The organism is Stenotrophomonas sp. P2112 (assembly GCF_041897515.1).
GTDB classification, from domain to species: Bacteria; Pseudomonadota; Gammaproteobacteria; order Xanthomonadales; family Xanthomonadaceae; genus Stenotrophomonas; species Stenotrophomonas sepilia.
Map to the genome: position 1 here is coordinate 2,079,670 of NZ_CP169216.1, position 12,280 is coordinate 2,091,949.

General features: G+C 66.4%; 12 protein-coding genes. All 12 read right to left on the minus strand.

Annotation, left to right across the window (positions count from 1 at the left end):
• Positions 1 to 42: 42 nt before the first annotated feature.
• The 12 genes from ACEPA4_RS09650 to flgB all read right to left on the minus strand — a co-directional run bounded on the left by ACEPA4_RS09650 (position 43) and on the right by flgB (position 12,249).
• Complete coding sequence (locus ACEPA4_RS09650) at positions 43 to 1,260, minus strand: flagellin (RefSeq protein WP_005416451.1); 1,218 nt, start codon at positions 1,258 to 1,260, stop codon at positions 43 to 45.
• A 399-nt stretch (positions 1,261 to 1,659) separates the two neighbouring features.
• Positions 1,660 to 2,862, minus strand: a complete 1,203-nt coding sequence (flgL, locus tag ACEPA4_RS09655) for a flagellar hook-associated protein FlgL (RefSeq protein WP_053496687.1) — start codon at positions 2,860 to 2,862, stop codon at positions 1,660 to 1,662.
• Positions 2,859 to 4,739, minus strand: coding sequence for a flagellar hook-associated protein FlgK (gene flgK / locus ACEPA4_RS09660; protein WP_053496686.1), 1,881 nt, complete (start codon positions 4,737 to 4,739; stop codon positions 2,859 to 2,861). The genes flgL and flgK overlap by 4 nt, the downstream gene beginning before the upstream one ends.
• Positions 4,740 to 4,747: 8 nt before the next feature.
• Positions 4,748 to 5,947: a flagellar assembly peptidoglycan hydrolase FlgJ gene (gene flgJ, locus ACEPA4_RS09665; protein ID WP_262090558.1), complete on the minus strand. Its 1,200-nt coding sequence runs from the start codon at positions 5,945 to 5,947 to the stop codon at positions 4,748 to 4,750.
• Position 5,948: 1 nt separating this feature from the next.
• Positions 5,949 to 7,091 carry a flagellar basal body P-ring protein FlgI gene (locus tag ACEPA4_RS09670; protein WP_032954158.1) on the minus strand — a complete coding sequence of 381 codons (1,143 nt, stop codon included), beginning with the start codon at positions 7,089 to 7,091 and terminating at the stop codon, positions 5,949 to 5,951.
• A gap of 2 nt (positions 7,092 to 7,093) precedes the next feature.
• Positions 7,094 to 7,786, minus strand: coding sequence for a flagellar basal body L-ring protein FlgH (gene flgH, locus ACEPA4_RS09675; RefSeq protein ID WP_005416456.1), 693 nt, complete (start codon positions 7,784 to 7,786; stop codon positions 7,094 to 7,096).
• Positions 7,787 to 7,808: 22 nt separating this feature from the next.
• Entirely contained in the window at positions 7,809 to 8,594 is a 786-nt protein-coding gene (gene flgG / locus ACEPA4_RS09680) for a flagellar basal-body rod protein FlgG (protein WP_005416457.1), read from the minus strand.
• A 103-nt stretch (positions 8,595 to 8,697) separates the two neighbouring features.
• On the minus strand, positions 8,698 to 9,447 hold the full coding sequence (locus ACEPA4_RS09685) for a flagellar basal body rod protein FlgF (protein ID WP_188238623.1): 750 nt from the start codon (positions 9,445 to 9,447) through the stop codon (positions 8,698 to 8,700).
• 32 nt (positions 9,448 to 9,479) lie between these two features.
• On the minus strand, positions 9,480 to 10,703 hold the full coding sequence (flgE, locus tag ACEPA4_RS09690) for a flagellar hook protein FlgE (RefSeq protein ID WP_005416459.1): 1,224 nt from the start codon (positions 10,701 to 10,703) through the stop codon (positions 9,480 to 9,482).
• A 32-nt stretch (positions 10,704 to 10,735) separates the two neighbouring features.
• Positions 10,736 to 11,419 (minus strand): flagellar hook capping FlgD N-terminal domain-containing protein, encoded by a 684-nt coding sequence (locus ACEPA4_RS09695; protein WP_005416460.1) that lies wholly within the window; start codon positions 11,417 to 11,419, stop codon positions 10,736 to 10,738.
• 23 nt (positions 11,420 to 11,442) lie between these two features.
• The gene (flgC, locus tag ACEPA4_RS09700; RefSeq protein ID WP_005416461.1) at positions 11,443 to 11,850 is read right to left on the minus strand and encodes a flagellar basal body rod protein FlgC; all 408 of its coding nucleotides are present in this window, start codon (positions 11,848 to 11,850) and stop codon (positions 11,443 to 11,445) included.
• A 3-nt stretch (positions 11,851 to 11,853) separates the two neighbouring features.
• Positions 11,854 to 12,249 (minus strand): flagellar basal body rod protein FlgB, encoded by a 396-nt coding sequence (gene flgB, locus ACEPA4_RS09705; protein ID WP_005409576.1) that lies wholly within the window; start codon positions 12,247 to 12,249, stop codon positions 11,854 to 11,856.
• Between the last annotated feature and the right edge of the window lie 31 nt (positions 12,250 to 12,280).

Consider the following 12,280-nt stretch of genomic DNA (forward strand, 5'->3'; position numbering starts at 1 on the left):
GTTGGGTCAGACGCCCCCGACGTGCCCCGGGGGCGGCTCATGTCAGCGCTGCAACAGGCTGAGCACGTTCTGCGGTACCTGGTTGGCCTGGGCCAGCATGGCCGTACCGGCCTGCTGCAGGATCTGGGTGCGGGTCAGTTCGGCGGTTTCCTTGGCGAAGTCGGTATCGCGGATGCGGCTGCGCGATGCGGACAGGTTCTCCGAGGAGGTCTGCAGGTTGGCCACCACCGAGGTGAAGCGGTTCTGGATCGCGCCGAGGTCGGCGCGGACGCTGTTGACCGATTCCAGGGCCTTGTCGACGATCGACATCGCCTTCTGTGCGCCTTCGGCGGTGGTGACGTTCAGGTCCTTGACGAAGCTGGCCGCTGCACCGGTCAGGGTGCCGCCGTTGGTGCTGGTCTCGGTCAGGCCCAGGCCGGCGATGGTCGCGGCGGTGACGCCGGCCGGCGGGGTTGCCGCGCTGACGCCCAGGGCGAAGGTCTGGCCATCCTTGACCGAAGCCAGGCTGATGACGCCGGCATTGACCGAGGCCACCACGCCGGTTTCACCCAGCTTGTTGTTGATCGCCGCAGCGGTGGCCGAGGTGATCGACTCGCCGGCCTTCACGGTGAAGTCGCTGATGGTGACCGTGGTGGCGGTGCCGCCCGGCGGGGTGACCGAGACCTGCAGGCCGGAGTAGGTGGTGTCGGCCGTGGCCTTGTCCACCGCCAGCGCGGTGCCGGTGTAGCCGTTGGCGAAGGTGGCAGCCCCCAGCGAATCGGCCTTGGCGTTGACCACGCTGTTGATGGCAATGGCCTGGCCGGCGTTGGCGCCCACCTGGAACAGCTGGCTGGTGAAGCTGCCGTCCAGCAGCTTGGTACCGTTGAAGTCGGCCTGCTTGGCCACACGATCGATTTCCGAGACCAGCTGGGTCACTTCCGCCTGCAGGGCCTTGCGGTCGCTGGCCGAGTTGGTGGCGTTGGAGGCCTGCACACCCAGTTCGCGGATGCGCTGCAGGTTGTTGCCGACTTCGTTCAGCGAACCCTCGGCGACCTGGGCCAGCGAGATGCCGTCGTTGGCGTTGCGGATGGCCACGTCCAGACCGCGGATCTGGGTGGTGAAGCGCTCGCTGATGGCCAGGCCGGCCGCGTCGTCCTTCGCGCTGTTGATGCGCAGGCCGGACGAGAGGCGCTGGATGGTGGTAGCGAGCGAGCTGCCGCTGGTGCTCAGGTTGCGCTGAGCGTTGAGCGACATCGTATTGGTGTTGATTACCTGTGCCATGGGGTCGTCTCCTCTTATATGGAACCCGTTGGTGAATGAAACGAAGCGCCGCCTGTTTTTTTGTGTGGCTGTGTGCTTCGCCGTTGCCAAATGAATAACGGCGCTTTGTCAACAACCTTTAGCCGTGAATTCCGCTGAAGCCGGAATTCGTTGCCTGAAGCTGTTTTCCCGGGGTTTTCAGCCCTGTTGCCAGGATGGAAGCGACCCCGGGCGGGGCGGTCGGGCAGGGCCTGACCAGCGCTGATGAAGGTATCGGCGGGGTGCGACCCGGCTTGATGGGCAATCACGGAAAATCGGCCGGAGATGGCCAGAGGGCCGCGTGGCGGCGGGCAGGCGCGCAAACGAAAAAGGCCGCGATGCAGGGCATCGCGGCCTTTCAGGGGTGACGCAGGAGAGGCGTCAGCGCAGCTTGTTGAACAGCGACATCGACTGCATCTGCGAGAAGATCGTCTGCGCCGCCTGCAGTGCGGTGCTCTGCAGCTGGTACTGGCTCAGTGCATCGGCGTAATCCAGGTCGCGCATCTGCGACAGCGTGGTCTTCAGGGTCACGCCATTGGCCTCGCGCATCTCCGCCGCGTTGTCCAGCGCCTTCAGCTGCGCGCCTCCCGCAGCGCGCGAATCGATCATCCGCTCCGAGGCGCGCGCCACGTCGCGCAGTGCGCTCTGCAGCTGATTCTGCTGCGCAGTCATCTGCGCGGTGGTACCGGTGTCGGCACCCAGCGCGGCGACCAGGTTGTCCATGGTGGCGAAGATGTCGCGGCTGCTGGCGGCCTGTACGCTGAAGCTGTCGCCCGCTGCGGGTGCGCCGGTGATGCGCAGGCGCACACCGTTCACTTCCAGGTCGTCGCCAGCCTTGTAGGTGCCGGTGCCGGTCACGTTGCCCGCACCATCCACCACCTCGTACTGGGTGCCGGTGGTGAAGCGCACGCTGAAGCCCTGGCCGTTCCAGCTGTCGCTGCCGTCGCGGGTGATGTTGGTCAGCACGCCGTTGCCGGTGTTGCCGGCCGCGGCGCTGCCGTCAACGAAGCCGTCGCCGGTGGGAATACGCATGAAGATCTCGCTGCCGGGCAGGGCGTCGCGCACATAGGTATCGGGGCCGACTTCAACCTGGCGCTGGGTCTGGTCGCCGCGATAGACGACCTTGCCGTTGATCTTGGCAAACGGCGGGTCACCGTCGTTGGTGCCACCGAACACGTAGCGGCCGGTACCATCGTCGGCGTTGGCCAGCGACAGCAGGCCATCGCGGATCTGGTTGACCTCGGTGATCAGCGTCTTCTTGTCGGCCGCGCTCAGCGCCGGATTGCTGGCCTGGATGGTCAGATCATTGACGCGCGCCATCAGGTCGTTGACCTGCGCCAGGGTGTTTTCCTGCACGCCCAGGCGGTTCTGCACATTGCCGGCGTTGAGCTTCATGCGGTCCAGTGCGGCCAGGCTGCGGTCAAGGCCGACTGCAGTGCCGGCGGCAACCGGATCGTCCTTGGCGCTGACGATCTTGCTGCCAGTAGCAATCTGCTGCTCCAGGTGGCTGAGCTTGGCCTGCTTGGCCATCATCAGCGACACCGACTGGTTGAACATCATGCTGGTGGAGATGCGGCTGCTCATCGGCGGACGGCCCCCAGGATGGTCTGGAACATGCTGTCGGCGGTGGAAATCAGCTGTGAGGCAGCCTGGTAGGCCTGCTGCAGGCGCAGCATGTCGGCGGCCTCTTCGTCCAGATTCACGCCGGAGACCTCGTCGCGGGCTTCCTGTGCCTTGTCATTGATCACCAGCTGCGCATCGAGCGAGTACTCGGCCGAGCGGGCGGCGGCGCCGACCTGGGTGGTCAGGCCACCCAGTGCACCGTTCAGTGTCACCGTTCCGGCGTTGAAGGCCTTCGTGCTTTCCACCTTGGCCAGCCTGGAGGCATTGCTGTTGTCCGACGAACCGGCCGGGGTCGGGGTGATGTTGAAGGTATCGCCCACCTTCGGCGCACCGTCCAGTACGAAGCTCCAGCCGTTGGCACTGATGGTCTGGCCAGGCGTATAGGTCTGGGGCGGGCCACCGTCGATGGTGTAGGTGGTCGCCGAGGTGAACACGATCGCCGACGGATTGCGCAGGTTCGCGTTGGCCGAATCGGTGACGGTGACGCCGCTCAGCTTGCCGGTACCGGTGTTGGCGGTGGCGGCTGCGCCCTTGACTGCGGCGGCCGCGGCAATGCGCGACGGATCGGTGATGGCCATCTCCAGGCTGCCGGCCACGCCGGCGGTGGGCTGCAGCAGGAAGCGGTCATTGGCCGCCGGGGTGCCGCCGACGACCAGGTTCACGCCGTTGATCACCAGCGGATCGGCGGCGGTGCCGGTACCGGTCAGGGGAATGCTGGCGCCGGTGTCGGCGCGACTGGCCTTCCAGGTGGTGCCATCGAACTGCAGCACCACGTTCTGCGCGTCCAGTTTGCCCAGGTCGCCATAGGTGGCGCTGAGGCTGGCGGTTCCGGTATTGCTGTTGTTGCCGGTCACGCGCGGGCTGCCGATGTTGAAGAAGTCCCCGCCCATCTGGCCATACAGATCCACACCCTGGTGGTGGACCTGGTTGAAGCTCTCGGCCAGGCCCACCGCCAGCTTGCCCAGTTCGGCCTGCGCAGGCGTCAGCACGGTGTCGCGGAATTCCAGCAGGCCACCGATCTGGCCACCGACCGCCTTCGGGTCGAGACGGATGGTGTTGCCCTGGGTCTCCAGTGCCAACTGCAGGCGCTCGGGCTGGTAAGGATCGGCCACGGTGGTGACCTTGGTCGCCGTGGTACCCACCACCAGCGCGTTGCCGCCGGCAGTGTAGACATTCATGATGCCGCCGTCCTGGATCACCGCGGTGCCACCGGTGTAGCCGATCAGCTGGGTGATCAGCTGGTCGCGGCGGTCGAGCAGGTCCGGTGCAGCCGAGGCAATGTTGGTGCCGATGGCACCGTTGATCTGCGCGATCTCCTGCGCAAGGCGGTTGACCTCGGTCGCACCGGCCAGCAGGCCGTTGTTGACCTCGCTGTTGAGATTGTTCAGGTGCGTGTTGAGCTGCACGAAGCGGTTGGCCAGCGCCTTGCCACCGTCGAGCATGTTCTGGCGGTCGGCGGTGCCGGCCGCGTTGGACGACAGGCCACTGACCGAGTCGAAGAAGTTCGACCAGACGCCGGCCACGTTGGTGGCGGCATCGGAGAACAGGGCGTTGACCCGGTCGGCCATGCCCGAAAGCTGCTTCAGGCGCGCCAGCTCACCGCTGCTGTCGAGCAGGCGCGAGATCGCCAGCTGGTCGGCCGTGCGACGGATGTCGGTGATGCGGGTGCCGTTGCCGACCGTGCCGTAGCCATAGTTCTGTGGATCGGCGGTGGCGAAGTTGACCTTCTGCCGGCTGTAGCCGGGTGTATTGAGGTTGGCCACGTTGTGGCTGGTGGTCGCCAACGCTCGCTGGAAGGCGAGCAGGGCACCGGTACCGGTGGAAAGTACGCTGGACATGGTGTTCCTCAACGACGGGTGATACCCAGCGCCGCGGTCGCGGTGCTGGCGAAGGTCTGGCCAAGGCGCGAGCCGGCGTCGGCCACGGCGGCTACGGCGCGCTCGATGGTCGGGCCGCCGGCGATCGCAGCGATCTTGGCGGCGTAGCGCGGATCGGTGGCGTAACCGGCGCGCTGGAGGCCACGGGCGAAGCCCTGCACGTCGGTGCCGGCCTGCAGGGCCTGCTGGTAGCGCGGGCTTGTCTTCAGCAGGCGCACGTAGTCGGCAAAGCTCTCGGCCGGTGAACTGTAGGCGCGGAAGCTGGCGGTTTCGTTGCGGCGCACGCCATCGACATATTCATGGGTGCCGGCCGTGGCGCGCTGGCCGTTCCAGCCAGTGGCCTTGATGCCGAACAGGTTGTGCGAGGTGCTGCCATCGGCATGCTTGATGTGGCGCTTGCCCCAGCCGGTCTCCAGCGCGGCCTGGGCGACCAGGGCGCGGGCATCCACGCCCAGTTCCCTGGCCGCGCTCTGTGCGTGCTGCCAGATACTGGCGACGAAGCCCTCCGGGGTATGCTCGCCGAGCTGGGCGACCGCGGTGCGCGTGGCCAGGGCATCGGCCGGGCTCACGGCCGTGCCGCGATTGCTGGCCGTCGCCGTCCACTGGTCGCTGTTGGCGGCCCAGTCCTCGCCCTGCAGGCTGCCGATGTACGGATCCTCGGTGCCCAGCGAGCGGTGCAGGCCGCTGCTCTCACGGCCGGCGATCAGGTCCAGTGCCTGCTCCATCGGTGCCAGCGCGGCCTGCGCACCTTGCTGCGCGCCTGCGGCCATCTGCTGCAGCATGCGCACGGCCTGGCTGCCATCTTCCAGGGGCAGCGACGGTGCCGGCCTGGCCGGCGCGTTGAGCTGGTAAGCGCGGCTGGCCTTGGCCGGATCCACGCGGGTATCCAGTGCCGGACCTTCGGCGGCCTGGCCGGACAGCTGGCGGGTGATCATGCCGGACAGGCCCAGGCCCTTGCCGCGGGTCATCGCCTCGGCAATCTTCTGGTCGTACATGTCGCGGAACATCTTGTTCTCGCCGGGAAACAGCGAGTCGCCGAAGCTGGCATCGCGCATGCTCTTGACCAGCATCTGTGCGAACTGGCCTTCCAGCTGGCGAGCGACCTTGTCGATCTTCGACGGATCGTTCTGCTGCGCCGGGTGCAGGTCGAATGCGGGATTGATGCGCATGTCAGATCACCTCAAGCTCGGCACTCAGTGCGCCGGCCTGCTTCAGGGCTTCCAGGATCGCGATCAGGTCGCCCGGTGCCGCGCCTACGGCGTTCACCGCATGCACGATTTCGTCCAGGGTGGTGCCGCCGCTGAACTTGAACATGCGGCTGCCGTCGTTGGTGGCGGTGATGGTGGACTGCGGGCTGGCAACGGTACGGCCGCCCGACAGCGCATTGGGCTGGCTGACGTTGGTGTTTTCCTGGATGGTCACGGTCAGCGAACCATGCGATATCGCGGCCGGCCCCACGCGCACCTGCTGGCCGATGACCACGGTGCCGGTGCGTGAATTGACCACCACCTTGGCCGGGGCGCTGCCCGGGGTCAGTTCCAGGTTCTCGATGCGCGCCAGCAGGCCGATGCGTGCGCCCGGATCGGTCGGTGCGGTGACGGCGACGGTCACGCCATCGATCGCGCGTGCCGCGCCTTCGCCGAATGCGTTGTTGAGCGCGGCGACCATGCGCGAGACCGTGGTGAAATCGTTGTTGTGCAGGTTCAGGGTGATGTCGCCGCCGTTGGCCAGCGGATCGGGCAGGGCACGCTCCACGGTGGCGCCGTTGGGAATACGGCCGACGCTGGGCACGTTCACCGAGACACGGGAGCCGTCCTTGCCCTGCGCGCCAAAGCCACCCACGATCAGATTGCCCTGGGCGATGGCATAGATCTGGCCATCGGCGCCGCGCAGCGGGGCCATCAGCAGCGAGCCGCCGCGCAGCGACACCGCGTTGCCGATCGAAGACACCGTGATGTCGATCGGCTGGCCCGGCTTGGCGAACGGCGGCAGTTCGGCGTGGATCGCCACGGCGGCCACGTTCTTCAGCTGCGGATTGACGTTCGGCGGCACGTTCACGCCCAGCTCGCCAAGCAGGTTTTTCAGGCTCTGCACGGTAAAGGGCGCCTGGCTGGTACGGTCGCCGCTGCCATCCAGGCCGACCACCAGGCCATAGCCCACCAGCGCATTGCCGCGCACGCCGCCGACCTGGGCCAGGTCCTTGATGCGCTCGGCGCTGGCAGGCGCAGCCATTGCCAGCAGAAGGAAGAATGATCCGTAGAGCGACGCCATGCGTCGCTGCCACGTAGAAGAGAAGAGAGCTTTCATGGCCATACTCAGAACGGCGTCAGGCCGGAATTGAAGAAGCGGCTCAGCCAGCCCATCGCGTTGGACTGCGCGACCGGGCCGCGGCCGCCGTAGACGATGCGGGCCTCGGCCACGCGGCTGGAAGGGATGGTGTTGTCCTGGCTGATGTCGCCCGGGCGCACGATGCCCTGCACCTGCACCAGTTCATCACCCTGGTTCAGCCGCAGGTTCTTCTGCCCCTGCACCACCAGGTTGCCGTTGGGCAGGCGCTGGATCACCGTGACCGTGACGCTGCCCTGCAGGCGGTTGCTCTGCGCGCTGTTGCCCTTGCCGGTGAAGTCACGCGCGCCCTTGGCGGTGGCACTGAGGATGTCCTTGCCGCCCAGGGTGACCGGCGCACCAAGGATGGACGGCGTGCCCAGGCTCAGGTTGGATTCCTTGTTGGTGGCTGTGTTGGCGCTGGTCTGCGCGGTGGTGTTTTCCAGCAGGGTGATCGTCAGCAGGTCGCCGACATCGCGTGCGCGGCGGTCCGAATACAGCTGCAGGGTCGGGCCAGCGGCGTAGATCGCACCGGCGGTGGGCGCGGCCTGCGGCGGCATGATCGGCTGGATCGGTGCCATCGCCGGATAGGGGCGCACGTCGCCCGCGATCACGCAGCCACCGAGCAGGGCGACCACGGTGCAGGCGAGGGCAGTACGGGCGAGGTTGGAAATGGGCGACATGGCGGTTTCCCGGTTGGGCCGGTCAGATCTTGTTGTTGAGATAGCCGAGCATCGAGTCGGTGGTGGAGATCGCCTTGGCATTCATTTCGTAGGCGCGCTGGGTTTCGATCATCGACACCAGCTCTTCCACCACATTGACGTTGCTGCCTTCCAGCGCACCCTGCACCACGGTGCCGAGACCGTTCAGGCCGGGATTGCCGTTCTGGGCCGGGCCCGAGGCCGTGGTTTCCAGGAACAGGTTCTCGCCGCGCGCCTGCAGGCCGGCCGGATTGACGAAGTCGGTCAGGGTCAGCGCACCGACTTCCACCGACGCGGCGTTGTCGGCCATCTTTACGCTGATGGTGCCGTCGCTGCCGATGGTGACCGACTGCGCGCCCTCGGGAATCTGGATGCCCGGCTGCACCGGGTAGCCGCTGTTGGTGACCAGCTCGCTGTCCTGGTTGATCTTGAACGAGCCATCACGGGTGTAGGCCGAGCTGCCGTCGGGCATCTGCACTTCGAAGAAGCCGCGTCCGTTGACCATCACGTCCAGTGCGCGGCCGGTCTGCTGCTGTCCACCCTGCTCGAAGTTCTTGGCGGTGGCGACCACGCGCACGCCGGTACCCAGCTGCAGGCCGGTCGGCAGCTGCGTCTGCGCCGACGAAGAGCCGCCCGGCTGCCGCACCTGCTGGTACAGCAGGTCCTCGAAGCTGGCGCGGTCCTGCTTGAAGCCGGTGGTGTTGGTGTTGGCGAGGTTGTTGGAAACCACCGACATGCGCATCTGCTGCGCATCCAGTCCGGTTTTCGCGATCCACAATGCCTGGTTCATCTTCGGAGTCCTGTCTGGGTGAAGCCGGCCGCGCAATGCGGCCCTTGGTAGCGGGTGTGCAAGCGGTGTGCCAGCGCCGCGCCCGGGCGGCGCCGGAAACCCGTCAGCTGCCCAGGCGGAGCAGGCTGTTGGCGCTGCGCGCGTTGTCGTCGCCGTGCTTGATCACCTGAACCTGCATTTCGTACTGGCGCTGCAGCTGGATCATCTGCACCAGCGCACCGGCGGCATCGACGTTGCTGCCCTCCAGTTGCCCGCTGTGCACGGCGGTGCCCTGTGCCGGTGCGAACGGCTGGCGCGGGTCGGTGTTGCGGAACAGGCCATCCAGGCCGCGCTCGAGGCGCTCGTCCGGCGCCTGCACCACCTTGATCCGGCCGATCTGCGCCATCGTCTGCGGGCCTTCGCCCTGCGGGATGATCGAGATCGTGCCGTCGGCGCCGATCTCCATCGCCTGGTAGGGCGGAATGGCGATCGGGTTGTTGTTGTCATCCAGCACCGTGCGGCCGCTGGAGGTCACCAGCTGGCCGTTCGGCGTCACCGACAGGGCTGCGCCACGCGTATACGCTTCGCTGCCATCGCTCGCCTGCACCGCCAGCCAGGTGCCGCTCTGCAGTGCAAGGTCCAGCGGTTTGCCGGTGATGTGCTGCGCGCCGGGCCGGCGGTTGAAGCCGGCGTCGACGTGCAGCGCATCCACCCGCGAGGCAAAGCCCGGACCCTTGATCGGGAAGGCTTCGGTGTTGGCCAGCGCTTCCTTGAAGCCAGGAGTGTCCGAGTTGGCGAGGTTGTGGCTGAGCGTTCCCTGCGCCTGCAGGGAGGCGCGGGCACCGGTCATCGCCACGTAAAGGGCTTTATCCATGGGGGGAGTTCCGTGACAGGGTCAGCAGCTCATCAACGGATGTTGATGACGGTCTGGGTGATCTGGTCCTGCGTGGTGATCATCTGCGCGTTGGCCTGGAAGTTGCGCTGCGCGGTGATCATGTTGACCAGCTGCTCGGTGAGATCGACGGTGGACGCTTCCAGCGAGCCGGCCTGGATCTTGCCGAGATTGGAGGTGTCCGGCATTCCGGTGCGCGGCGTGCCTGACTCGAAGGTCTCCACCCACAGGTTGTTGCCCTTCGATTCCAGTCCCTGGGTGTTGTTGAAGGTGGTCAGTGCGACCTGGCCCAGCGGCTTGTCGTCGCCGTTGGAGTAGCGCGCATAGACCACGCCCGACTCGGACACAGTGATCTCGTTGAGCTTGCCGGCGGCATAGCCGTCCTGCTGGGTGTTGCGCAGGGCGAACTTCTCGCCGTACTGGGTCGAACCGCTGATGTCCAGCGTCATGTTCAGCTGGCCAGCGCCCGTGGTCGGGGTGAAGGTGCCGAGGCCAACCTTGCCGTTGGCCGGGGCGGTCAACTTGCCGCTGTTGTCGAAGGTGACCGCGGTCGGGGTGCCAGCGGGCTGGCCATCGACATAGTTGTGCACGGTCCATTCGTTGGGGTTGGCGCCCTTCACGAAGTACGAGACCTGGATGTGGCTCACGCCCAGCGAGTCGTACACGGTGATGCCGCCGCTGGAGTGGTTGTAGCTGTTGGAGTCGGTCGGGTCGAACGTGGCCACGGTCGGCTGCTTGGCGTTGGCCGGCAGGGTGAAGCCCACCTTCACTTCGCTGGTCTGCTTCGGCGGGCTGTCGGTGGTCAACAGCTGCAGGTCGACCAGGCGGCCGGCGTCGAAGTTGGTGCCATCGGCATTCGGCGCGAACACCTGCAGGCGCGCGCCCTGCGGATTGACCACGTAGCCGGCCGAATCGGTCTGGAAGTTGCCGGCACGCGAATACACACGCGAACCGTTCATGTTCATGGTGAAGAAGCCCTCACCGGAAATGGCCATGTCCAGGCTGCGCCCGGTCTGCTCGTTGTGGCCCTGGATGAACTGCTGGGCGACGTTGGAGACGCGCACGCCCGAGCCGGTCTGGTTCTTCGACAGGCCATAGCTGGTGGAGGCGAACAGATCGGCGAACTCGGCGCGCGACTGCTTGAAGCCGGTGGTGTTGACGTTGGCGACGTTGTTGGCGGTGACGCTCAGGTCGGTGTTGGCGGCATTGATGCCGGACAGCGAGACATTGAAGCCCATGGGATGCTCCTGGTTGATGCGGGATGTGCGGCTCAGCTGACGCGGAGCACGTAGTCGATCGGGGCCGTGCCCAGGCCCTTGAGGTTCAGGTACAGGCCGTCGGATCCGACGGTCACGCTTTCCACCGGCGCCTGCACATAGGTGGACAGCTTGGTGCTCTTGCCGGCGGTATCGACATGGTTGGCAACGATGGAATACTTGCCCGGCTCCATGCGCTTGCCGTTGGCGTCCTTGCCGTCCCACTGGAAGGCGGTTTCGCCTGCTGCCTTGGCTTCCACGCTCAGCGAGGTGACCTTGGCGCCGGTGGCATCGGTGATATCCACGGTGATGATGCCGGCCGACGGCGCGGCCACCGTGCCCTCGACGCTGCCTTCCTTCTCCAGCACCAGCTTTTCCGATGGCACCAGCACCTGGTGGCCGACCAGCGCCGCGCCACGCAGCACCTGGTCGCTGGCCATCGATTCCTGGAAGCCCTTCACCGTCTTGTTCAGATCGGTGATGCCCTGCACGGTGGACATCTGCGCCATCTGCGCGACCATCTGCGTGTTGTCCATCGGCTTCAGCGGATCCTGGTGCTGCAGCTGCTCGGTCATCAGGCGCAGGAAGTCGGCCTGGTCGAGCGTGTTCTTCTTTTTCGTGGCGTTGCTGTTGGGGGCGTTCAGGCCCAGCGCGGAATAGACGTCCTGGCTGGTCTGGTTGTTGACGGCGGTGGTCATGGCGGTATCCGGTGCTGCGGGCCTCAGCGGCCCATGGTCAAGGTGGCCAGGGCCAGTTCCTTGGCGGTGGTCAACATCTCCACGCCGGCCTGGTAATTGCGCGAGGTCGAGATCAGGTTGACCATCTGCGCCACCGGATCGACGTCGGGCTGGTAGATGTAGCCATCGGCGTCTGCCAGCGGGTGGCCCGGCTCGTAGCGCTTGATCGGCGCCGCCTCGCTCTGGGTGATCTCCTTCACCTTCACCGAGGTGATGTTGGGATCGTTCTTGCTGGTGACGGCCTGGAAGATCGGCTCCAGCGGCTTGTACACGGCGTCGGCAGAACCGGCGACGGTGTCGGCATTGGAGAGGTTGGAGGCGATGGTGCTCATGCGCACCGACTGCGCCTGCAGCGCGGAGCCGGCGATATCGAAGATCGGCAGGTTGCTCATGGCTTATTGCCCCGTGATCGCGGTCAGCATGGAACGCACCTTGCTCTCGACGAAGCTGAGCGAGGCGCGGTACTCGAGCGCGGCTCGGCCATAGGCGGCACGCTCGGCATCGGGATCGACGGTGTTGCCGTCCAGGCTGGGCTGCACGCCCTCGCGCGCGATCTGGAACGGGTTCAGGCCACTACTGATTTCGTAGTGCTGCTCATGGGTGGTGGCCATCAGGCCGTTGGCATCCTGCCCCTGGGCATGGCGCAGGGCGGCATCGAAGTCCAGGTCCTGGGCCTTGTAGCCGGGCGTGTCGGCATTGCCGAGGTTGCTGGCGATCAGCTTCATCCGCTGTTCGCGCAACGGCATGGCCTGGGCGTGGACGCCCAGGTAGTCGGTAATCAGGTTGCGCACGGTGCACTCCCACGGGAACGTTGCCCGGGAA